We start from the raw sequence: 21985 nt of genomic DNA, 5'->3' as shown, positions 1-21985 counted from the left end.
GCCGCCACAGCGAGACGCGCTTTCACTTCGACACCGCCGACAACCTGATCGCCGAGGTGCAGCGTCATCAGCTGCCCAACGGCGGTGACTACTCCAGCGTCACCCGCCACACCCACGACGCCCTGGGCAACCGCGAGACCACCACCCTGCCCGACGGACAGACCCTGGCCTGGCTGCGCTATGGCTCAGGCCATGTCCACGCCATGACCCTGGACCAGCGCGAGCTGATGGCCTTCGAGCGCGACGACCTGCATCGCGAGGTGCGCCGTCACCAGGGCAGCCGCGAGGTCGAATCACGCTTCGACCCGCTGGGACGCCTGATCGAGCAGCACATCCGCACCCTCGAAGCATCCGTCGAGGACCGCCCCCGACACCCCACCGTCAGGCGCCAGTGGCACTACAGCGCCAACGGCCTGCTCAGCCAGGCGGACGACAACCTGCGTGGCACCACCCGCTACGGCTACGACCCACTGGGCCGGCTGCGCCAGGCAAGCGCCCCCGGGCTTGAGGAAGTGTTCGCCTTCGACCCGGCCGGCAATCTGGTCGATCCCGTGCCGCCACAAGCAAAAGGCGAAAAAGGAAACGAAGGTACAACCTCCGACGCCACCCGCTGGCGACGCGAGCGCCCCCGCGATCACCTCGACCACGGGTCCGAGGAGCGCATTCGCCTCGATTACCCAGGCGCACCGGCCAGCCTGTCGCCGGCCATGGGCAACCTGCTCAAGCGCTACGCCGGCACCCACTACCACTACGACGCCAGTGGCAACCTGACCCGACGCATCGCCCCCAGCGGCGAGACCTGGCACTACCAGTACGACCCCGAACACCGGCTGATCGAGGCCAGCCACTACCCCCATGCACCCGCCGCGGGCGATGACACCCTGCCGCGCATGCGCGCCCGCTACGCCTACGACGGCCTCGGCCGACGGGTGTGGAAAGAGGTGAACCGCCAGGGCCAGCCCAGTGAGCTGACGGTGTTCAACTGGGACGGTGACCTGCTGCAAAGCGAAGAGCGTTTTGTCGGTGGCCTGCCGCCGCTGTTTCGCCCCGAACGGCTCGAACTGGCCCGCGAGAACCCCGAGCGGCCTCACTCGCTACCGATCGCCCAGCGCTGCCATCGGCTCGAGTATCCCGGCCTCACCCCCGAACGGCGGGTGATCTACCTGTTCGAACCCGACAGCTTCGTGCCCGCCGCCAAGCTCGAAAACCGCTTCGAGGCCGTCCACACCCGCAGCGGCACTGGGGCGGTGCTCTATACCGAACACCAGCCAACCGAGCCGACGCTCTACAGCATCCACACCGACCACCTCGGCACCCCGATGGAGCTGGCCGGGCAGGATGGACAACTCGCCTGGGTCGGCCACTACCGCGCCTGGGGCAAGCTCACCAAGGCCAGTGACGGCCACGGCAACCCCAGCACCACCGACAACCCCCTGCGCTTCCAGGGTCAGTACCTGGATGAAGAAACCGGGCTGCACTACAACCGCCATCGGTACTATGATCCAGAGACGGGACGCTTCACCACCCAGGACCCCATCGGCCTGGCCGGCGGCGAAAACCTGTACATGTACGCCCCCAACCCGACAGGGTGGGTGGATCCGCTAGGGTTGAGCGGGTGTAGAAGTCAATGTAGGGCAGCGCTAGAAGGAAAAAACTGGGAGTTCAATCCAGAAAAAGACCTTGATCTTCGCGGCACAGGAAAAAGTCATCACGATGGTCTAACCGAAGCGTTCAGACGAACTGGTGTACCGCGTGAGCAGTTTGAAGTCACGAAATGGGGAACAGATGTAAATGGAAAATCCGTCCCAGTCGAATGGCAGGCTCCAAATGGAGCAAATGTCAATATGGACATTCCCGAGTGGAACAATGTCGGTGGAAACGGTGGACTAGGTAATGGACCACATGCACCACATATAGGCTACCAAGTACCAGGAAAGCCTAGGTCTAGAGGCCACATATTTGTCGATAACATCCCAGCCACTAGGAGGTAACTTGAAACTTCACAGACTAAGCCATGCACATGAAATTCTAGCATCCTCTAAAAAGCTAGGAATAAACACAAAAATACTGGCTGAAGATATTGCACAATCTTATATCCATAAAACATTGTCAAAATTTTATCCAGAAAAAATGGAAGGACATCTTTCGATTGGAAGAGAGGCGAAATATATAAGTACGGAGACACACGAATTTGCGTTCTCCAAATCATTAAAGAAAGAGCCTGCATATATATTTTTCGAGCAAAACCATCAACAAAAAAATCTTGTCATTTTGATAGCCGATGCGCGAGAAATATCAAACATAATGGAGAACTGCTACGGGATGGAATATTTCGTATCTAACAAAAGAAAGTCCTTTCTGATCTCAGTCAACTGGTACGTGATTGAAACCGCCGGAGAAGTCGATCTATCTCTACTGAACTCGGAGACTCCGTCAAGTCAACATTCAGGAGTCTAAGCCCCACCCTCTGGGGCTCTTCGTCGTTGGGCGTGGAATTCAACATGACGAATATCCTGAGCTCATGACGACTCCACCAACCAACACACCCGTTATCGACTCTTCAAAACGACAAGCGGCAAGGGCCAGCCGATCGAGCGCTGCGCCCCCATGGGCCAGCCGGCGCCCACCACCGCTACACCGAATCACCCTTGTGGTGCCAATTTCGACAAGGCGTTCTTCGGTCAATCAGAAGCTTGCGCGCCAAGCTGTCGAACCAGGGTGGTCACTCCTGACCAAGCCCGCGCGGGGCCGATCCCCCTGCTCAACGAGTCTTCAGGGGCTTTAATCCTTCGCTACACGGGCCTGGACCAGGGCGCTGGCGCGCCTTCTTATATCGGCACTAGCGGGGCTTATGCAATGGCACTAGCGCGGCTTATGCAATGGCGCTATCGCGCCAGGGCAGCCTCGCGGATGGCACTCAGGCGCTTGCCCGGGGCGATGCCGTCGACCTCGTAGCGCAGCTCGATCAGCGCCGGACGGCGTTCGCGCTCGGCGAAGGCCAGGGCGCGCTCGAAGGCGGCGTCGAAGTCCTCGTCACGCTCGACGATCTCGCCCAGGCCACCGTAGGACTCGACCAGGGTGGTGAAGGCCGGGTTGGTGAAGGTCAGGGCGATCTCGCGGCCGGGGAAGTCGTTTTCCTGGTGGGCGCGGATGGTGCCCCACATGCCGTTGTTGAACAAAAGAATCACCAGGCCGACGTCGTACTGCAGCGCCACCCCCAGCTCTTGCAGGTTCATCTGGAAGCAGCCGTCGCCGGCGAAGCACACCGCCGGGCGGTCGGGGTGCTCGAGCTTGAACGAGATCGCCGCCGGCAGCCCGTAGCCCATGGAGCCCACCGTCGGCGCCAGCGAGCTGCCGAGCCCGGCGAAGCGCACGTAACGGTGGGCGTACAGCGCATAATTGCCGGCCCCCACGCTGATGCAGCCCTGGCCGTCCAGGCGACGATCGACGCTGGCGGCGACCTTGTCGAGACTCAGCGGCCCCGGGGCCGGCTGGGGCTCGAGCGTCGCCAGGTAGTCGGCACGCGCGGCGCGCGTCTGGTCGGCCCAGCGCGGTGAGGTGTCCGGCGCCAGCCCGTCCAGGGCGGCGGCGAAGCCCACCACGTCGGCGTTGATGGCAAGCTCGGCATGATAGACCCGGCCCAGCTCTTCGGGATCCGGGTAGACGTGCACCAGCGTCTGGCGCGGAGTCGGCGACTGGATCCACGAGTAGCCTTCGCTGGTGGCCTCGCCCATGCGGGTGCCGACGGCGATCAGCAGGTCGCTATGCTCAAGCCGCTCGCGCAGGGCGTCGTCCATGGCGAAGCCGACGTGGCCGACAAAGCGCGGATCGCGCTGGTCGAAACACTCGAGCCGCCGCCAGGCCACCCCCACCGGCAGTTCGAACCGCTCGGCGAAGGCCGCCATCTGGGCCTGAGCCTGTGCCGTCCAGCCGCTGCCACCGATCAGCAGGAAGGGCCGCTCGGCCTCGGCCAGACGCGCCTTGAGCGCCTCGAGCTGAGCCGCGCCGGGGTGGGAATGCAGCTTGGCCATGGGCTGGGCGTCGGCCACCTCGGCTTCGCCCCACAGGGTGTCTTCAGGCAACGCCAGCACTACCGGACCGGGACGCCCGCTGGTGGCGACGCGATAGGCCCGGGCGATGTACTCGGGGATACGATCGGTGGCGTCGATCTGGGCGACCCACTTGGCCATGGGGCCGAACATGCGGCGGTAGTCGATCTCCTGGAAGGCCTCGCGCTCGACGAAGTCGTTCCCTACCTGGCCGATGAACAGGATCATCGGGGTCGAGTCCTGAAAGGCGGTATGCACCCCGATGGAGGCGTTGGTGGCCCCCGGGCCACGGGTCACAAAGCAGATGCCCGGCTCGTTGGTCAGCTTGCCGTAGGCCTCGGCCATGTAGGCGGCGCCGCTTTCCTGACGACAGACGATGGGCTCGATGGCGCCCCGATGCTCGTTGAGGGCGTCGATGCAGGGCAGGTAGCTTTCCCCCGGCACCAGGAAGACCCGGCGGGCGCCGTGGGCGCGCAACTGGTCCATCAGGATCTGGCCGCCATTGCGGCGCGCAAGGGACGTGGTTGGCGAAAGCGTGGAGGCTGGCAGGCTCATGTCAGGGTTCTCGATATCGTTGTTGGTGGTAAAGGCGGTTCAGGCGTCTGTCAGGGCCCGGTGCAGCGGGGCGATCTGTTCGGACAGCACCACGCAGCGGGCACGAAAGCCCTGCGCCATGGCCCACTTCAGGTCTTGCTCGAAGCCCTCTCGGTAAGGCCAGGGGCCGTCGATGGCCAGACACTCGGCCTTGGCGCAGGCATCGACGAAGCGCTGGCGCCAGGGCGCCAGGACGCTGGCCCGCTCGCCTGGCTCGGCGTCGGCGGCGATGCCCAGATCACGCGACAGATCGCCACTGCCGAGAAGCGCCGCGCTTACCCTCGGACTTGCCTTGAGGATCTCCGCTGCGGCGCCCACACCGGCGGCGCTCTCCAGCGTCGGTATCAGCGCGGTACAGCCCTGTTCGAGGCCGACGCGACGCTCTTCGCGGGCCAGTGCCAGAGCCAGCAGCACGATGTCCATGGAGGACTCGACCTGGGGCAGGAAGATCGCCGCTGGTCGTGCCCGCATCAGCGCCGCCAGCTCGCCCTTGCCGCCCTGGGTCAGCGGGTTGATGCGCGCCATGGGCAGCCGCTGGTGCTGCCGGCAGCGCTCGGCGAAGGCGACAAAGTCGTCGCAGGCCTGGCGGCGATCGGCGGCCGGGGTGAACTCCTCCAGGTCGACGATGATGGCCTCGGCGCCGCTATCCAGCGCCTGGTCCAGGCGTGCCGGGTCATGCCCCGGCACGAACAGCCAGCTGCGACACTGGGCCAGGGACGAAGGAGTCGGAATCAGGGGCTCCATGGGTCACTCCATCAGGTTCGGCAGGAACAGCACGATGTCAGGCACGAAGGTGATCAGCAGCAGCACCGCGACCATCGCCCCGAGCATCAGCCCCAGGTAGCGCAACGACTCCATCACGCTGATCCCTGCGATGCGGCAGGCGGCCATCAGGTCGACCCCCAGCGGCGGGGTATTGGCGCCGATCGCCAGGTTCACCGTCAGCAGCACCCCGAAGTGCACCGGGTCGATGCCGTACTGCACCAGCAGCGGCATGACGATGGGGGTGACGATGATGATGATGGCGATGCTTTCCATGAAGGAGCCGAGCACCAGCAGCACTATGGTCAGCAGCAGCAGTACGCCGTAGCGACTGTCGGTGATCTCGCCGATCAGTGTGGCGATGGCCTGGGGCACCTGTTCGTAGGTCAGGCCCCAGGCGAACATGCCGGCGGCACCGATGATGACCAGGATGGCGCCGGAGGTCTCCGCGGTGGCGATGACGCTGTCGACGATGTCCCGAAGGCTCAGGCTGCGATAGACCAGGGTGCCGACGATCAGCGCATAGACGATGGCCGAGGCGGCGGCTTCGGTGGGGGTGAAGACGCCGAAGCGGATGCCTCCGATGATCAGCACCGGCACCAGCAGCGCCGGCAGGGCAGCGATAAAGGCACGCTTGCGCTCGCCGGGCTCGGGCCGGGTACCACCGGACCAGCCGTTGCGGCGTGACACAAAGATGGCCACCCCCACCAGCGCCAGGGTCAGCAGCAGGCCGGGGATAACGCCGCCCATGAACAGCTTGCCCACCGAGGTGTTGGAGGTGGTGCCGTAGACGATCATCACGATACTCGGCGGGATCACCGTGCCGATGGAGCTGGCGGTGCCCACCAGGGCGCTGCTGAAGCCGCGGTGATAGCCGCTGCGCTGCATCGCCGGCAGCAGCATGCTGCCGATGGCGATGACGTCGGCCACGCCAGAGCCTGACAGCGCCCCGAACATCATGCAGGCCAGCACCGCGACCACCGCCAGGCCGCCACGGATGTCGCCCACCAGCGCCATGCACAGACGCACCAGACGCTGGGTCAGTCCAGCGTGATTCATCAACTGGGCGGCCATCACGAACAGCGGAATGGCCAGCAGGGTGAAGCTCTCCATGCCCGCCACGAACTGCTGGGCAGAGACCATCATCGGCGCCGCACCGAACATCAGCAGATAGGACAGCACCGCCAGGATCAGGCCGAAGGCGATGGGAATGTCGATCAGGATCGCCAGGGCGAAGACGCCCACCAGGGTCAAGGCACCAAGGGTCATGTGTCGCCCTCCTGTGGCAGCGGCTGGCGCGCCAGCAGATGGTCACACTGCGCCAGCGCCATGCCGGCGCAGCACACCGGCACCGACAGATACACCAGCCCCGCAGGCAGCTGCAGCGCGGTAGTGGTCTGGCTCATGGTCAGCCAGGCCAGGTCCCAGCCAGCCTTGGCCAGCAACAGCAGCATCACCAGCAGCAGCAGGTCGGTGGCCCGGGTGATCCCTCTGCGAACGGCGGAGGAACTCACCAGCAGCGGCATCAGTCCGGCGCTGAGGTGGCTGCGCTTGTAGGTGCAGGCCACGCCGGCCAGCAGCGCGGTCCACACCAGCACCAGCTGGGGCAGCTCTTCGGCCCAGTGGGGCGGCGCCCCCACCACCCAGCGCATGAACACCGAGTAGGCGACCAGCGCCGCCAGCAGGGCGGCGCCGATGCCGGCCAGCGCCAGGCACAGGCGCGAGACCAGACGCGCCACGGGATGCAGCAGGCCGTGCACGGTCATCGCGCTCACTGCCCTTCGCGATAGCGCTTCACCAGCGCCATCAGGTCGCTGCCAAAGACGTCTTCGTAGTCGGCCCAGACGCCCTGGACGGCGGCATTGAACGGCGCGGTATCGACCTCATTGACGCTCATGCCTTCGGCCTCGAGCTCGGCCACCAGGCGCGAGTCGTCCTCCTGGGTCATCCGGCGCTGTTCGTCACGCCAGTCGTCGGCCAGCTGCTGGACCGCCGCCTGGTCGTCCTCGGACAGGCGCTGCCAGACGTTGTTGGCGACGGTCAGGCAGGCCGGTGCCCATACGTGTCCGGTCAGCGAAACGTAGTCCTGGACCTCGAAGAAGGACGAGGAATGGATGATCGACAGCGGGTTTTCCTGGGCGTCGAACACCCCCTGCTGCAGCGCCGAGTAGAGCTCGCCGAAGGACAGCGGGGCCGGGCTTGCGCCAAGCGCGGTGAAGGTATCCAGGCGCATCTTGTCCGGCGTCACCCGGATCTTCAGGCCAGCCAGGTCCTCGGGGGTCTCGACCGGGCCCTGGTTGTTGGTGACGTGGCGGAAGCCGTTCTCCCACCAGGACAGGATCTTCATGTTGTAGTCGGAGGCGATGGCTTCCAGCGCCTCGCCCAGCTCACCGTCGTAGGCGGCGTAGGCGTCCTGGCGGTCCGCCCAGGAGTAGGGCAGCTCGACGATGCCGAAGCGGGCGTCCAGCGGCTGGAAGGAGCCGCAGCCGATCACCCCGGCGGGCACGCTCCCGATCTGCATGCCTTCGACCATGGTCTTTTCGTTGCCGAGCTGGCCGCTGGGGAAGACCTGGAAGTTGACGCGACCCTCGGTGGCCTCGCGCACCTCGTCGGCGAAGCCTTCGGCGGCGATATGCCAGCTATGGGTCGGGGCCAGCACGTGGCCGAGCTTGATGTCGAGGGCCTGGGCTGAGGTGGAAAGACCGGCGAAGGCGCCAAGCGCCAGCAGGGGGAGCATCCTGGAGGTCATGGGGGTACCCGTTGAGTCGTTGTGATTGTGATCTGGGCCCGCCACCGCTTTGTTAACGGCAAGACAGGCGTCACTTGAGACTCGGCCAGGTAGGCGTATTAGACAATTTTCAAGATTTTATGCTTTGCATAAGCCTGATTTATGCAAAGCCATTGGACAGTGGTCAGGGTGGCCCTTCGACAGGCCTGGGGCAGCAACCACAAGCGCTTCCAGACACTCCTTTAACGCACTGTTCAAGAACCATTTTTCTGGCGCAAATGGGGGCATTTGCGGTTGTGATTGGCGCCGTTGACGGCTCCACGGCGATAGTCGATCCAGCGTGGTGGTCAGCGTCGAGGCTGGCGCCAGCGCAGGATGAGAACCACCGCCCTGTCGGCCAAGAATTACAAGGAGCCCCTATGCAACTGCCCTCTCTGATCGAGATCCCCAACGGTGAAAAGGTCACCTCCACCTTCAGCGACGCCGAGATGCAGCGCCGCCTGGCCCGTCTGCGCCAGCACATGGCCGAGCAGCAGGTCGATGCTGTGGTCCTGACCTCCTATCACAACATCAATTACTTCAGTGACTTCGTCTATTGTCGCTTCGGCCGCGACTACGGATTGGTGGTGACCCAGGAAGGCTTTACTACCGTCACCGCCAACATCGACGGCGGCCAACCGTATCGGCGCAACCGTCTGGGCGACAACATCGTCTACACCGACTGGCAGAAGGACAACTTCTTCAAGGCCATCAAGCAGCTATGCGAAGGCAAGCGGCGCATCGGGGTGGAGTTCGACCATCTGACCCTGGCCAACCGCGACAAGCTGGAAAGCGCCCTTGGCGAGGTGGAGCTGGTCGATATCGGCGTACCCACCATGCAGATGCGCATGATCAAGTCCGCCGAAGAGATCGCGCTGATCCGACAGGGCGCGCGTATCGCCGATGTGGGCGGTGTCGCGGTACGCGACGCCATCGCCGCCGGGGTGCCCGAGTACGAGGTGGCGCTGGCCGGCCAGAGCGCCATGGTGCGCGAGATCGCCAAGACCTACCCGCAGAGCGAGCTGATGGACACCTGGGTGTGGTTCCAGTCCGGCATCAACACCGACGGCGCCCACAATCCGGTCACCAGCCGTCGCGTGCGCCCCGGCGACATCCTGAGCCTGAACACCTTCCCGATGATCTCGGGCTATTACACGGCGCTGGAGCGCACCCTGTTCTGCGAGCACGCAAGCGATGCCCATCTGCGGCTGTGGGAGATCAACTGCGAGGTCCATGAGCGCGGACAGCAGCTGATTCGCCCCGGTGCCCGCTGCAGCGACATCGCCCACGAGCTCAACGAGATCTTCGCCCGACACGACGTTCTCAAGTACCGCACCTTTGGCTACGGGCACTCCTTCGGCACCCTGAGCCACTACTACGGCCGCGAGGCGGGTCTTGAACTGCGCGAGGACATCGATACCGTACTGGAGCCCAACATGGTGGTGTCGATGGAGCCCATGCTGATGATTCCCGAAGGCCAGCCCGGCGCCGGTGGCTACCGCGAGCACGACATCCTGGTGGTCAAGGAAGACGGCGCCGACAATATCACCGGCTTCCCCTACGGGCCGGCCCACAACATCGTGGGATGAGCCGATCCGGCGATCACCGACCGGGACGTGACATGGGGGGCCGCTCGCCCCCCATGTCGGCGAGCCCGGCCCTGAGGTAGTCCAGCACGTGGTGCGCCGCCACAGACAGCTCGCCGGCCTGGTAGTGCAGGCCGAAGGTAACGCGCCCAAGCTCGGGCAGCCGGTCCGCGCCATCCACGCAGTGCAAGTGATCGGGGCTGACGCTGCGCGCCAGGGCGGTCACGCCCAGGCCCTCCTCCACCGCGGTGAAGATACCGAGCAGGCTGGTGCTGGCGTAGCTCACCCGATAGGGCATCGCCCTGGCCCGCAACGCCTCTTCCGCCGCCGAGCGGTACAGGCATCCCAGGGGATAGGTGACCAGAGGCAGCGGCGCGTCACCTTCCAGCAGCGCCGTGTCGCCTACCACCCAGACCAGGTCATCCACCCGGATATCCCGAGCATCGCGATCATCGTCGACCCTTTCCGGCTCCATCACCAGGGCGATATCGTAGTGATGCCGGTGAAAACGCTGGAGTATGACCCTGCTGATTTCACAGTCGACCTCGACCTCGATATTGGGGTAGACCCGCGCTAGATTCCTCAGCACTCGCGGCACAAATGCCAGCTCGAAATCGTTGGGAATACCTAGCCTGACCTTGCCACTGACGCCCCCTCCGCAAAGCTTCTCCACCAGCCGGTCATTGATCGCCAGCATGGCCCTGGCTTCTTGGTAGAGATAGTCACCATCCTGGGTCATTTCCAGCTGGCTTCCGCGCAGAAACAGGCGAGTACCCAGCATCTCCTCGAGTTTTTTCATCTGCAGGCTGATGGCGGGCTGGGAGCGCCCCAGGCGCTCTCCTGCCGCGGTAAAGCCTCCCAGCTCATTGATGGTCACGAAGGTGCGCAATAACTCACTCGGGATTGTCTTCAACCTGGGGCCTCATTGGCATAGATCATGCATCGATTTGTCGTTCTTATTGGTCGCTTAAGCGGCTAGAAAATACCTTGAATCTGTCGATGGAGATCGACGCCATCGCTCGACGACCGCCGATTATCAACGTCCAACAACAAACAATAGAGGCTTCTTCATGAACTCCTGGGTATTGACCACCTTCGTCATTCTAACGCTCTACATGCTGATTCACACCGGTGCAGCCTACCTGCGTCGAGAACTCAAGGCCCGCCAACCGAGGTGACGCACATGGACTCCTTTACCCTGTTCAATTGGGCGCTTCTGCTGATGACCTTCGGCCTGATGCTCTATCTGGGCTACCTGTCCTCCCGGCGCATGCACAAGGATGACGCCGCCGGCTTCCTGGTCGCCGGGCGCTCGCTGGGGGCCTTCGTCGGTGCCGGTACCATCGTTGCCACCGGATTCAGCGGCTGGGGCTTCATGGGCTCGCCCGGGGTCACCTACCAGTTTGGTGCCATCGAGGTGCTGGGCAACTTCTTCTTTGCACCGGCGATGGTCATCGCGGTGCTCTACTTCGCCCGCTTCATGCAGCGCAAGGCGATCGAGATGGGCAGCAACACCATCCCCGAGTACATCGGCCAGTCCCACGGCGGCGGCGCCATGGGGCGAGTGCTGCAGGCGGTATCGGCGATCATCACCGTGGTGCTGCTGCTGGTCTTCCTGACCAGTCAGATCAAGGCGGTGGGGCTTCTGGGCGCCAGCTGGCTGGGCATCGAGCTCGACCAGAGCGCCATGCTGATGGTCGGGGTGATCATCCTCTACACCATGCTCGGGGGGCTGGCCGCGGTGGCCTGGACCGACACCATCATGGTCTGGGGCATGGCCCTGGCGGAGGTCATCATCGTCATCCAGATGCTGACCACCATTGACGTGAACGAGTGGGAAAGCGGCTTGAACGCCATCGACCCGGAGCTGTTGAACCCGACCAACGGGGCCCACTACGGCGCCTCCCGAGGCAACGTCTTCCTGGTCCTGCCCTACGCCTTTCTGTTCGCGGCGGTGCTGCCGTTCATGGCGGTCCGCTTCCTGGCCTTCAAGCCCGAGGTCAAGCTGCACAAGGTCGGCATCTACGTCGCGGTGCTCGGCGGCCTGCTCAGTCTGATTCCGCTGGTCGGGCTCTACGTCAGGGTCAAGCTGCCGGGACTGGCGGACCCCGACAGCGCCATGCCGGTCTATCTCGAGCAGTTCATGCATCCGGCGATCCAGGGCGTCATCACCTTGTTCATCATCTTCGCCATGAAGTCCACCGCGAACTCCCTTTTGCACACCGTGGCCTCCAGCGTCTCCCATGACCTGCGCCTGGCGATCTTTGCCGAACGACAGCCTTCGGCACGGCGCGTCCTGGGCCTGAACCGGGCCGCGGTACTGGTGCTCGGCGTGCTGGCGCTACTGATGATGCTCTACGCACCGCCCTTCATGCTGTCCTGGCTCGGCATCCTCGGCACCGGCACCCTGCTCGCCAGCCTGATCGGACCGGTGTTCATCTCGACCTTCTGGCAGGGCTCGGCCTGGGGGGCGCTGGCGGCCATGCTCGGCGGCTTCTTCACCAGCGGCTACATGATGCTGTTCGCCGATGTGGGCTGGTTGATCGGTCCGCTGACCGGCTGCGTGGTGTCGTCGGCTCTGTATATCGGCGTGACCCTCGTCGGCCGTAGCCATCGCGCCCATGCCCGCCATCCGAACCCATCCCTCCCTGACCACCCTGCTTGACCGAAAACATCCCCCCGACTCGCCTCAGGACCTGGGTTCTGAGGTTTGGGCAAAAAAGACAGGCCGCCTTCCGAGGCGGCCATTCTCGTGAAACCTCCGTCACCCAGCGAATAGTCGCGGTCGAACCTGAGCATCATGGCCGAGAACCGGCGGCTCTCATGACCCAGATCATTGGTGCGAAGCGCTTTAGCATATTCCTCTCAACTTGACGCTTTCATAGGTCGATAACCCTGGCATCGCTGCTAATCGGAGGCAGTCCGAGCGATGAGCAAGCCAGGAAATGACTTCGCTCATGCCATGACTGCCGGTTGGCCCCTCCCAGCATGAGCCCTCTGCCAATGACATCACTCCTTGATCGCCTGACCATGGGAAGAAAGTTCTTCCTGGTGCTTTTCTTGCCGCTGCTTTCTATCCTGTGGATGACGCTTTCCACGGTGCTGGAACGCCAGGCGGTCGTTACCCGGATGGACAATCTTCAAGAGGTAGCGATCCTCGGGCGTCATTCGGCCAACCTGGTACACGAACTGCAGCGCGAACGGGGGATGACGGCCGCCTTTCTGAGCAGTCAGGGCCGCAACTATCATACAGAGCTACCGGTGCAACGTGAGGCGACCAATACCCAGGCCGAATCATTTGACCGCTACATCGCTGACATCGACTTTTCCCGTCATGACCCTCGAATCGCAGCACAGGTCGATCTGGCAAAGCGTCTGCTTGAGGAGAAGGATGACCTACGGCGCAAGGTCGATGGTCTCGACATCTCTGCCGAAGCATCGACGGACGCTTATACCAACATCAACGAGGCGCTGATCGATATCGTCGCCAAGCTGACCTTTGGCGTCGATCAGGGCGAAGTCGCCCGTCAGCTAACGGCCTATTACGACCTTTTGAACATCAAGGAGCTGGCCGGCATAGAACGGGCGGTACTGGCGGCATCTTTCAGCGCCGACGCGATATCGCCAGTAATGTTCAGGAAGCTGCTTTCGTTGATCGTGAAGTCCGATGTGCACAAGAAGAACTTCTTCGAGCTTTCATCACCGAGGGTTCAGGAGGAGCTCAAGACGCTGACCGACAGCGCACTTGGCGAGCGTTTGAATGCCATGCGCAACGTGGTCCTCGACAAGGCCTCAAGCGGCGGCTTCGGCATCGATCACCAGGAGTGGTTCGAGGCCCAGACCAAGTATATCGATGGCATTCAGCAGATCTCCCGGTCGGCAGAACAGCACCTTATGGCACGTATTGACGACTTGCAGAAAGCATCCTTCAGCTACCTTCTCAAGCACGCTCTGGCCATGCTTGTGGTCATGGGCATTACCTTCGTGTTTTCGATTGTGACCGCCCGCAGCGTGGTGCGTCCTCTAAAGATTGCCCTGATGGACATCAGCGAGCAGAAAGATGATCTGACCAAGCGACTGGCGGTCCCCGGCAAGGACGAGCTGTCGCAGCTTTACCGCGCCTTCAACGACTCGCTGAGCAGTATTGCCAGCCTGGTGGTCAACCTGAAGAAGAGCGCCAGCGCCGTCGAGGCGGTCAGTGGAGAAATCACCAGGGGCAACCATGACCTGGCGAGCAGGACGGAGCAGCAGGCGGCCTCACTGATCCAGACCGCTTCCAGCATGGAGCAGATCACCGCCACCGTGAAGCAGACCTCGGACTCCGCTCGCCAGGCGCAGGAAATGACCCGTGAAGTCGCCTGCCGCGCCAACGACCTGAGCCAGAACGCCGCCCAGACCCGTACGGCCATGGAACAGATTCGCGACGCCAACCAGGAAGTCACCAGGATCGTCGAGGCTATCGACGACATCGCCTTCCAGACCAATATTCTGGCCCTGAACGCTTCGGTGGAGGCGGCGCGCGCCGGCGACCAGGGTCGAGGGTTTTCGGTGGTGGCCTCGGAGGTGCAGAAGCTTGCCAGCCGCTGCGCAGAAGAAGCCACCCTGATCCGCCGGTTGATCACCACCAGTACGCAGCGGGTCGACAAGGGTGAGCGACTGGTGACCTCCACCAGCGAGGCGCTGGTCACCATCTCCGAGCATGCCCAGCAGACGGCGACCCTGGTGTCGGAGATTTCCACCGCGGCGACCGAGCAGTCGCTGGGTATCGAACAGATCACTCAGGCACTGGCGCAACTCGAGGACGTCACCCAGCGCAACACCGGCCTGGTCGAACGCGTTGCCACCGCCAGCGAGTCCCTCGACAAGCGGGCTCGCGACATGGCCTCGCTGGTGGGCCGCTTCAAGGTCGATGTGCCAACGGCCCTTCACGCCACGTCGGAAGACGGGCCGCTTATCGGCTCACCCCAGGCCACCCTTGTCGACTGCCAAGCATAGGCCCTACAGGTTCCCCGCCTTGCCGCCCTTCCGGGCGGCTTTTTTTATCAGGCATGGAACCCATTCAAACAAAACCGCGTTTTATTTTTAATGAATAATCTTTGACAATATTGAAACGCAATTCTAGCCTTGCTGATGCCACCCCAGCACAACAAGGAACAACGCCGTGCTCGAACACGACCATCTCAGCCGTTTTCTCTCCCACCGCCATTCCCTTTGCCAGCCCCTTTACCAGTCCCTTCGACACCCCCTTCGCAAACCCCTGATCGTCGCGCTGTCGGCCCTGGCCGTCTCCTCCTTCGGTGTATCCTCCATGGCGGCCGCCGAGGGTACGCCACCGGCGCAGGTCTTCGACCTGACGACCTGGAAGTTGACCCTGCCCATGGACGCTGACGGCGACGACGACGTCGACGAGATATCGGTCGGCGAGCTTCAGTCCTATCAACATCCGGACTACTACTATCTGAACGACAACAATCATCTGGTCTTCGTGACCCCCAACAGCGCCTTCACCACCCCCAATTCCAGCAATGCGCGCACGGAACTGCGCCAGATGCTGGCCGGCGCCGACGACGCCTTCGGCCCCAAGGCACCTGAGCAGAACTTTGCCCTCGCCTCCCACCCCGAGGCTGACCGCTACGCTCAGATCGGCGGCTACCTCGATGCCACGCTGCGGGTCGATCACGTCGCCGAGCGCACCGACAAGCCCGACCGGGCAGCGGCCTACTCGGTGGTCATCGGCCAGATCCACGCCGGCAAGGACGAAGCGGTGCTGGCCCAGGACAATGGCTTCGGCCACGGCAACGAACCGCTGAAGATCTACTACAAGAAGTTTCCCGACCACGAGACCGGCTCGGTGTTCTGGAACTACGAACGCAACCTCGAGAAGGATGACCCCGAGCGCATCGATATCAGCCACGCGGTGTGGGGCAACAACTGGAGCGGCAGCGAGGATCCGGGCGAGGCGGGCATCGCCCTGGGCGAGAGCTTCCGCTATCGGGTCGAGGTCAAGGACGACGTCATGCACCTGACCTTCGCGTCAGACGGCCACCCCACCCGCACCTTCGAGCAGAACCTGGCCGACAACGTCGGTCCCGACGGCGTGGTCGACGAGGCCGACCATCCGCACGGCTACGCCGGTGACTGGATGTACTTCAAGGCGGGTTCCTATAACCAGTGCAACACCAAGCCGGAATCTGGCGCCTGCCTGGGTACCGGGGTGTGGGAGACGGACCAGCAACACGGTGACTACGCCCAGGTCGTGTTCAGCGAGCTGGATAGCGGCCCGGTCGAGTAAGCGTCCAGCGAGCGCCCGTTAACGTCCACGCCAGAGAAGAGCAACGTCCACGCCAGAGAAGCGTAACGTTCGCGCCAGGGGCGAAGCTGCCGCTCGCTCCTGGCCTACGGCGCTCGGCAACAAAGGCCGACTTGATCCAGATCAGCAAAGACGCTTTCGCCTCAAGGGCGAACTTTGGCAGAAAACCGTGCACTTTCAAGCATGTGCTCGTGCAGCAATGGGCAAATTCAACGGCAGTGAATGGCCCGATTCGAGCGCTCGATGACTTCCTGCCGCCCCACCCTCCAGACATGAAAAAGGGCCTACGACAGTGTCGTAAGCCCTTGAATTCTATGGCGCGCCCTAAAGGATTCGAACCTTTGACCTTTGCCTCCGGAGGGCAACGCTCTATCCAGCTGAGCTAAGGGCGCGCGGTGCCGCCTGAACCTGTCACGCGGCGAGCCATATCCTACCTTGCGCACCCGCCGGTGTCCACCCAAGGCCATGCCCAAGCCCCGCAGCGCCACCTTCCCGGCGACGGGCGGCATTTTCCCGTCTCGAGCGATCTCGCTATACTGCCGGCACAGCGTGACGCCCGGCGATAGGGACGGTGGCCGTGCTCGGCGCCACCAACAATAACTTCCATCAAGCGACCGTTACAGAGGTGGTGAGAGTGAAATCCAGCAAGCTGATCATGGGGTGTCTGATCACCCTGAGCCTGGGCTCCGGCCAGGCGATGGCACAGGACGATGCCGAGCGTGACGCCATGGCCGAGCGCCTGGCCCCGGTAGGTTCTGTGTGCCTCGAAGGCCAGGAATGCGGCAGCGCCATGGCCGCCGCGTCAGGCGGCGGTGACGCCGCAGCGTCGGGCGGTGGCGTCGATGGCGAAGCCGTCTACGGCGGTATCTGTATGGCCTGCCACGCCACCGGGGTAGCCGGCGCGCCCAAGCGCGGCGACGAAGCGGCCTGGGCCGAACGCACCACCAAGGGCTTCGACACCCTGCTGGATCACGCTCTTAACGGCTTCAATGCGATGCCGGCCCGTGGCGGCAACCCGAACCTGTCCGATGAAGAAGTCCATGCGGCGGTGGCCTACCTGGTCGAGCCGGTGATGGAAGTGCCGTCAAGCGACGCAGGCGCCAGCGAGGCGGCCCCCGCCGAAGAGACAGCATCGGACGACAGCGCCGCTGCCGGTGAAGAAGCAGCAGGTGAGGACGCTGCCGCCACCGATGCGGCTGGCGACGACGCCGCTGCGGCCGATGCAGGCTCTGCCGAGGTCGACCCGGCAGTGGCGGCCATCGATGGTGAAGCGGTATATGGCGGCATCTGCATGGCGTGCCATGAAGCCGGTGTCGCCGGCGCCCCGGTTCGCGGTGACGCCGCCGCCTGGGAGCCGCGCCTGGCCAAGGGCATGGACACCCTCTATGACCACGCCATCAACGGCTTCAACGCGATGCCGCCCAAGGGTGGCAACCCGAGCCTGTCCGATGACGAGATCAAGGCGGCCGTCATTTACATGACCCAGTAAATCGACTCACGCGATATAGCAGCGGGGCGCCCATGGGCGCCCCGTTTGCGTTGATCTGCTGGCGAGGCCTGGTCCTGCACTCGGGTCGTGCCAAGCCTTGATGCCATCGAGCTTATCCACAGCCTGTGGCGATCCAGCGGCTGTGGATGGATTCAGTCCAGCAGCGAGCGCAGCCCGGCGATGGCGCTCTTGCCCCGCTCCTGCTTGCGCTCGGGGTCTTCCCGATCGGCGCGTCCTTCCCACTCCAGATCATCCGGCGGCAACTCGTCGAGGAAGCGGCTCGGGGCGCAGTCCATCAGCTCTCCGTAGGCCTTGCGCTGGCGCGCCAGCGTCATGGTCAGGGTACGCCGGGCACGGGTGATGCCAACGTAGGCCAGACGGCGCTCCTCCTCCACGGTGCCGGCCTCGATGGAGTTGCGGTGAGGCAACAGCTCTTCCTCGAGACCCATCAGGTAGACGTGGGGGAACTCGAGGCCCTTGGAGGCGTGCATGGTCAGCAATTGCACACGATCCGAGTCATCTTCTTCCGCCTGTTGCTCGAGGATATCGCGCAATACCAGGCGCGAGATCGCCGATTCCACGTCGTCGGTTTCGGTATCGGTGCTGGCGGTGTTCTCTTCCGGATCGGCCTGCATCGACTTCTCGAGCTGGTCGATCAGGATCCACACGTTGGCCATGCGCCGCTCGGCGATGGTGGGGGCGCTGGCGTTCTGGTAGAGCCAGGCCTCGTAGTCCATCTCGCGCATCATCTCGCGGATCGCGGCGATGGCATCGCCCTGATCCATGCGTCGGCGCACGCCATCGATAAAGTGGGTGAACCGCGTCAGGCGCTCCACCGCGCGGGCCGGCAGCTGCTCGGCCAGCCCCAGCTCGTGACAGGCGGCGAACAACGAGACGCCGCGCTCGGTGGCGTAGTTGGCGAGCTTCTCCAGGGTGGTCGGGCCGATCTCGCGACGCGGCACGTTGACGATACGCAGGAAGGCGTTGTCGTCGGCCGGATTGATCAACAGCCGCAGGTAGGCCATGGCGTCCTTGATCTCGCCCCGGGAGAAGAACGAGGTGCCGCCGGACAGCTTGTAGGGAATCTGGTAGTGCTGCAGCTTCAATTCCAGCAGGCGCGCCTGGAAGTTGCCGCGGTAGAGCACCGCGAAGTCGCGCCATTCGGCGCGCTCCTTGATCCGGCGGGTCAGGATCTCGCTGGCGACCCGCTCGGTCTCGGCCTCCTCGTGGCGCGTGACCACCACCCGGATCGGGTCGCCCTGGCCCATGTCCGACCACAGGGTCTTGTCGTAGACGTGGGGGTTATTGGCGATCAGGGTGTTGGCGGCACGCAGGATGGTGCCGGTGGAGCGGTAGTTCTGCTCCAGCTTGATCACCTTGAGCCGCGGAAAGTCCTCGCCCAGGGTCACCAGGTTCTCCGGCCGGGCACCGCGCCAGGCGTAGATCGACTGGTCATCGTCGCCGACCACGGTAAAGGTCTGGCGCTCGGCCATCAGCATGCGTACCAGCATGTACTGGCTGACGTTGGTGTCCTGATACTCGTCCACCAGCATGTAGTGGATCTTGCGCCGCCAGCGGGCCAGCGCCTCGGGGTCGTCGCGCAGCAACACCACCGGCAGCAGGATCAGGTCATCGAAGTCCACCGCGTTGTAGGCCTTGAGGTGGCGAACGTAGGCCTCGTAGACCCGGGCGGCGTACTGCTCGTCTTCGGTGGCGGCGTGGGACAGCGCCTGGCCGGGCAGGATCAGGTCGTTCTTCCAGTTGGAGATCACCGCCTGGACCTGATTGATCTGGTCGGCGTCGACCTGGGCGTCCTTGTTCATCAGGTCGCGCAGCAGCGCCTTGGCGTCTTCCGGATCGAACAGCGAAAAGCCCGGCTTGTAGCCCAGCGCCTTGAGCTCGCCGCGGATGATGTTGAGGCCGAGCGTGTGGAAGGTCGAGACCGTCAGGCCGTGGCCTTCACGCCCCTGCAGCATCGAGCTGACCCGCTCCTTCATCTCGCGGGCAGCCTTGTTGGTAAAGGTCACCGCGGCGATGCGCCGGGCGCTCATGCCACACTCCTGGATCAGGTAGGCGATCTTGGTGGTGATCACGCTGGTCTTGCCGGAGCCGGCCCCGGCCAGCACCAGGCAGGGACCGTCGATGAAGTGCACGGCCTCGCGCTGACGCGGGTTGAGGCCGCGGATACGTTCGCGGATCGTCTTCACAGGTGCGTTCATGCGTCGTCCTGGGCGCCGGGCTGGACATCGAGTCGCGCCGCGCCGTCGAAATCGAGTTGTCGCCAGGCCTCGAACACCAGCACCGCACAGGCGTTGGACAGGTTCAGGCTGCGGCTATCCGGCAGCATCGGGATGCGCAGGCGCTGCTCCGGCGGCAGTGCATCGAGCATCGCCTGGGGCAGGCCACGGGTCTCGGGGCCGAACACCAGGGCGTCGCCGGAACGATAGTCGGGCTCATGGTAACCACGCCGCCCACGGGTCGAGACGGCGAAGACCCGAGAGGGCGAAACCTCGTCGATGAACGTCTGCCAGTCGGCGTGGACCCGGACCCGCGCCCACTCATGGTAGTCCAGCCCCGCGCGCCTGAGGCGCTTATCGTCTAGGGTAAAGCCTAACGGCTCAATAAGGTGCAGGCGAAATCCGGTATTGGCGCACAGGCGTATCAGATTGCCGGTGTTCGGCGGAATCTCGGGTTGATAGAGCACCACGTCGAGCATTGGACATCACCAGGATCGCGGCGGAGGACGATGTGAGGCAGGGAGATCACCGAGGCCCTCCAGGGAGGAAGACCTCGGCGCAAGGAAGCTATAGCGACTCAGGCGCTGACGCCGTAGCGTTCGCGGTAGGCGCGGATGGCTTCGGCGTGGGGTTTGAGGGTATCGCCCCCGCTCTGTTCGAGGTAGGCCAGCACCTGGTCGAGGCCGACGATGCTGACCACTGGGATGCCGAACTCGACCTGCACCTGCTGGATGGCGCTCTTGTCGGTGTCGTCGCTGGCGCGCTCCTGGCGATCCAGCGCCACCACCACCCCGGCGGCCTCGGCGCCGGCGCCGTCGATCAATCCCATCACCTCACGGATCGCCGTACCGGCGGTGATCACGTCATCGATGATCATGATGCGACCGTCGAGCGCGGCTCCGACGATGTTGCCGCCTTCGCCGTGGTCCTTGGCCTCCTTGCGATTGAACGCAAAGGGCAGATCACGGTCATGATGATCAGCCAGCGCCACGGCGGTGGTCGCCGCCAGCGAAATACCCTTGTAGGCCGGACCGAACAGCACGTCGGCCTCGATCCCGCTTTGCTCGATGGCCTTGGCGTAGAAGCGCCCGAGGCGCGCCAGGGCGCGGCCGGTCTTGAACAGGCCGGCGTTGAAGAAGTACGGGCTCACCCGCCCCGACTTCAGGGTGAACTCACCGAAACTGAGCACGCCCTCGCCGATGGCGAACTCGATGAACTCCCGCTGGTAGGGATGAAGGCGCGCCGCGCCTGGCGGTTGAGGTGCCATGTCAGCCACGAGGCCTCCTGTCCAATTGCCTGGCCTTATCACGTTTTTCTCGACCGGCCATTTACCCAAACGTCGAAACGTCGGGTATCATACACGCGCGACGCAAAAGGGACCACGTATGAAAATCGCCACCATCAATGTAAACGGCATCCGCGAGGCCGTCGGTCGAGGCTTTCTCGACTGGCTCGCCAACCAGGACGCCGACGTTGTCTGCGTCCAGAACATCAAGGCCAAAAGCTTCGAGCTGGACGACAGCATTCTTTATCCTGAGGGCTACGAGGGTTACTTCCTCGACGCCGAACAGGACGGTTTCTCAGGGGTCGGCCTCTACTGCCGCAAGATCCCCAAGGCCATCATGTACGGCCTGGGCTTCCCCCAGTGCGACCATGAAGGACGCTTTCTGCAGGCCGACTACGATCGCTTCTCGATCGCCAGCTTCCTGATGCCCGACGGCAGCGATCCTGACGCCAAGCAGGCGTTCATGGCCCAGTACCAGGAATACCTGTCTAAGATGGCTCGCAAGCGCCGCGAGTACATCATCTGCGGTACCTGGCACATCGCCCACAAGACCATCGATCTGGCCAACTGGGCCGACAACCAGACGACGCCCGGCTTCAAGGCCGAAGAGCGCGCCTGGATGGACCAGGTGTTCGGCCCCACCGGCTTCATCGACACCTTCCGCGAGATCAACCGCGACGGTGACGAGTACACCTGGTGGCCGGCGCTGGACCAGGATCAGCCGCGCTCCCGTCAGGAGGGCTGGCGCCTGGACTACCAGATCGTCGGGCCGAACTTCCGTCGCCATATCACCGACGCCTGGATCGACTACGACGCCACCTTCTCGGAGTTCGCGCCGCTGATCGTCGAGTACGACCTGCAACTGTAAGCCTCCCTTCGTCGCCGTCTGGCCCGGGTCCGGGGCCG

Annotated in this window: 16 protein-coding genes and 1 tRNA gene; 7 read left to right on the top strand and 10 right to left on the bottom strand. The window is 63.8% G+C overall.

Going from position 1 to position 21985, the window contains the following annotated elements:
• Positions 1–1991, top strand: a 1991-nt coding sequence (locus C9F12_RS21065) for a polymorphic toxin type 47 domain-containing protein (protein ID WP_205254746.1), incomplete at its 5' end; no start/stop codon positions are given.
• 894 nt (positions 1992–2885) lie between these two features.
• On the opposite strand, the gene C9F12_RS21055 is transcribed toward C9F12_RS21065, so the two are convergent.
• The 5 genes from C9F12_RS21055 to C9F12_RS21035 are packed head-to-tail and all read right to left on the bottom strand — an operon-like array spanning position 2886 to position 8154.
• Positions 2886–4604 carry a thiamine pyrophosphate-binding protein gene (locus tag C9F12_RS21055; protein WP_108450097.1) on the bottom strand — a complete coding sequence of 573 codons (1719 nt, stop codon included), beginning with the start codon at positions 4602–4604 and terminating at the stop codon, positions 2886–2888.
• A gap of 39 nt (positions 4605–4643) precedes the next feature.
• The gene (locus C9F12_RS21050; protein WP_108450096.1) at positions 4644–5387 is read right to left on the bottom strand and encodes an aldolase/citrate lyase family protein; all 744 of its coding nucleotides are present in this window, start codon (positions 5385–5387) and stop codon (positions 4644–4646) included.
• A 3-nt stretch (positions 5388–5390) separates the two neighbouring features.
• Positions 5391–6674: a TRAP transporter large permease gene (locus C9F12_RS21045; RefSeq protein WP_108450095.1), complete on the bottom strand. Its 1284-nt coding sequence runs from the start codon at positions 6672–6674 to the stop codon at positions 5391–5393.
• Positions 6671–7171 (bottom strand): TRAP transporter small permease subunit, encoded by a 501-nt coding sequence (locus C9F12_RS21040; protein WP_240184318.1) that lies wholly within the window; start codon positions 7169–7171, stop codon positions 6671–6673. The genes C9F12_RS21045 and C9F12_RS21040 overlap by 4 nt, the downstream gene beginning before the upstream one ends.
• A gap of 5 nt (positions 7172–7176) precedes the next feature.
• Positions 7177–8154 (bottom strand): DctP family TRAP transporter solute-binding subunit, encoded by a 978-nt coding sequence (locus C9F12_RS21035; protein ID WP_108450094.1) that lies wholly within the window; start codon positions 8152–8154, stop codon positions 7177–7179.
• A 398-nt stretch (positions 8155–8552) separates the two neighbouring features.
• Here C9F12_RS21035 and C9F12_RS21030 point away from each other — a divergent pair, with 398 nt between their 5' ends.
• Positions 8553–9761: a M24 family metallopeptidase gene (locus C9F12_RS21030; protein WP_108450093.1), complete on the top strand. Its 1209-nt coding sequence runs from the start codon at positions 8553–8555 to the stop codon at positions 9759–9761.
• Positions 9762–9774: 13 nt separating this feature from the next.
• Here the strand turns inward: C9F12_RS21030 and C9F12_RS21025 are convergent, their stop codons facing one another.
• The gene (locus C9F12_RS21025; RefSeq protein ID WP_108450092.1) at positions 9775–10671 is read right to left on the bottom strand and encodes a LysR family transcriptional regulator; all 897 of its coding nucleotides are present in this window, start codon (positions 10669–10671) and stop codon (positions 9775–9777) included.
• A gap of 270 nt (positions 10672–10941) precedes the next feature.
• On the opposite strand from C9F12_RS21025, the gene C9F12_RS21020 reads away from it, so the two are divergent.
• The 3 genes from C9F12_RS21020 (at position 10942) to C9F12_RS21010 (ending at position 16050) form a co-directional block, all read left to right on the top strand.
• Positions 10942–12423 (top strand): sodium:solute symporter family protein, encoded by a 1482-nt coding sequence (locus tag C9F12_RS21020; protein ID WP_108450091.1) that lies wholly within the window; start codon positions 10942–10944, stop codon positions 12421–12423.
• 338 nt (positions 12424–12761) lie between these two features.
• Positions 12762–14753 carry a methyl-accepting chemotaxis protein gene (locus tag C9F12_RS21015; RefSeq protein ID WP_162816543.1) on the top strand — a complete coding sequence of 664 codons (1992 nt, stop codon included), beginning with the start codon at positions 12762–12764 and terminating at the stop codon, positions 14751–14753.
• 166 nt (positions 14754–14919) lie between these two features.
• A complete protein-coding gene (locus C9F12_RS21010; protein ID WP_205254745.1) occupies positions 14920–16050 on the top strand; it encodes a polysaccharide lyase family 7 protein in 1131 nt (376 codons plus the stop codon).
• Positions 16051–16383: 333 nt separating this feature from the next.
• Here the strand turns inward: C9F12_RS21010 and C9F12_RS21005 are convergent.
• A tRNA-Arg gene (locus tag C9F12_RS21005) sits at positions 16384–16460 on the bottom strand.
• A gap of 242 nt (positions 16461–16702) precedes the next feature.
• Here C9F12_RS21005 and C9F12_RS21000 point away from each other — a divergent pair.
• Positions 16703–17557 (top strand): c-type cytochrome, encoded by an 855-nt coding sequence (locus C9F12_RS21000; RefSeq protein ID WP_240184317.1) that lies wholly within the window; start codon positions 16703–16705, stop codon positions 17555–17557.
• A 152-nt stretch (positions 17558–17709) separates the two neighbouring features.
• On the opposite strand, the gene rep is transcribed toward C9F12_RS21000, so the two are convergent.
• The 3 genes from rep to pyrE all read right to left on the bottom strand — a co-directional run bounded on the left by rep (position 17710) and on the right by pyrE (position 21061).
• A complete protein-coding gene (gene rep, locus C9F12_RS20995) occupies positions 17710–19776 on the bottom strand; it encodes a DNA helicase Rep (RefSeq protein WP_108450089.1) in 2067 nt (688 codons plus the stop codon).
• Positions 19773–20273, bottom strand: a complete 501-nt coding sequence (trmL, locus tag C9F12_RS20990; RefSeq protein WP_108131999.1) for a tRNA (uridine(34)/cytosine(34)/5-carboxymethylaminomethyluridine(34)-2'-O)-methyltransferase TrmL — start codon at positions 20271–20273, stop codon at positions 19773–19775. The genes rep and trmL overlap by 4 nt, the downstream gene beginning before the upstream one ends.
• A gap of 98 nt (positions 20274–20371) precedes the next feature.
• Complete coding sequence (pyrE, locus tag C9F12_RS20985; protein ID WP_108450100.1) at positions 20372–21061, bottom strand: orotate phosphoribosyltransferase; 690 nt, start codon at positions 21059–21061, stop codon at positions 20372–20374.
• 118 nt (positions 21062–21179) lie between these two features.
• Here pyrE and C9F12_RS20980 point away from each other — a divergent pair, with 118 nt between their 5' ends.
• Positions 21180–21947 carry an exodeoxyribonuclease III gene (locus tag C9F12_RS20980; RefSeq protein ID WP_045992107.1) on the top strand — a complete coding sequence of 256 codons (768 nt, stop codon included), beginning with the start codon at positions 21180–21182 and terminating at the stop codon, positions 21945–21947.
• Positions 21948–21985: the final 38 nt, after the last annotated feature.

Origin of the sequence: Halomonas sp. BN3-1 (assembly GCF_003056325.1) — a bacterium.
In the GTDB taxonomy this organism is placed as follows: Bacteria; Pseudomonadota; Gammaproteobacteria; order Pseudomonadales; family Halomonadaceae; genus Halomonas; species Halomonas litopenaei.
The sequence above is the reverse complement of the archived record's forward strand: the minus strand, read 5'-3'. Positions and strand labels throughout refer to the sequence as shown.

Coding starts and splice junctions, on each gene's coding strand:
- C9F12_RS21040 (WP_240184318.1), bottom strand. CDS start 7,171: ATGACCGTGCACGGCCTGCTGCATCCCGTGGCGCGTCTGGTCTCGCGC.
- C9F12_RS21015 (WP_162816543.1), top strand. CDS start 12,762: ATGACATCACTCCTTGATCGCCTGACCATGGGAAGAAAGTTCTTCCTG.
- pyrE (WP_108450100.1), bottom strand. CDS start 21,061: ATGGCACCTCAACCGCCAGGCGCGGCGCGCCTTCATCCCTACCAGCGG.
- C9F12_RS21030 (WP_108450093.1), top strand. CDS start 8,553: ATGCAACTGCCCTCTCTGATCGAGATCCCCAACGGTGAAAAGGTCACC.
- C9F12_RS21020 (WP_108450091.1), top strand. CDS start 10,942: ATGGACTCCTTTACCCTGTTCAATTGGGCGCTTCTGCTGATGACCTTC.
- C9F12_RS20980 (WP_045992107.1), top strand. CDS start 21,180: ATGAAAATCGCCACCATCAATGTAAACGGCATCCGCGAGGCCGTCGGT.
- trmL (WP_108131999.1), bottom strand. CDS start 20,273: ATGCTCGACGTGGTGCTCTATCAACCCGAGATTCCGCCGAACACCGGC.
- rep (WP_108450089.1), bottom strand. CDS start 19,776: ATGAACGCACCTGTGAAGACGATCCGCGAACGTATCCGCGGCCTCAAC.
- C9F12_RS21035 (WP_108450094.1), bottom strand. CDS start 8,154: ATGACCTCCAGGATGCTCCCCCTGCTGGCGCTTGGCGCCTTCGCCGGT.
- C9F12_RS21055 (WP_108450097.1), bottom strand. CDS start 4,604: ATGAGCCTGCCAGCCTCCACGCTTTCGCCAACCACGTCCCTTGCGCGC.
- C9F12_RS21045 (WP_108450095.1), bottom strand. CDS start 6,674: ATGACCCTTGGTGCCTTGACCCTGGTGGGCGTCTTCGCCCTGGCGATC.
- C9F12_RS21050 (WP_108450096.1), bottom strand. CDS start 5,387: ATGGAGCCCCTGATTCCGACTCCTTCGTCCCTGGCCCAGTGTCGCAGC.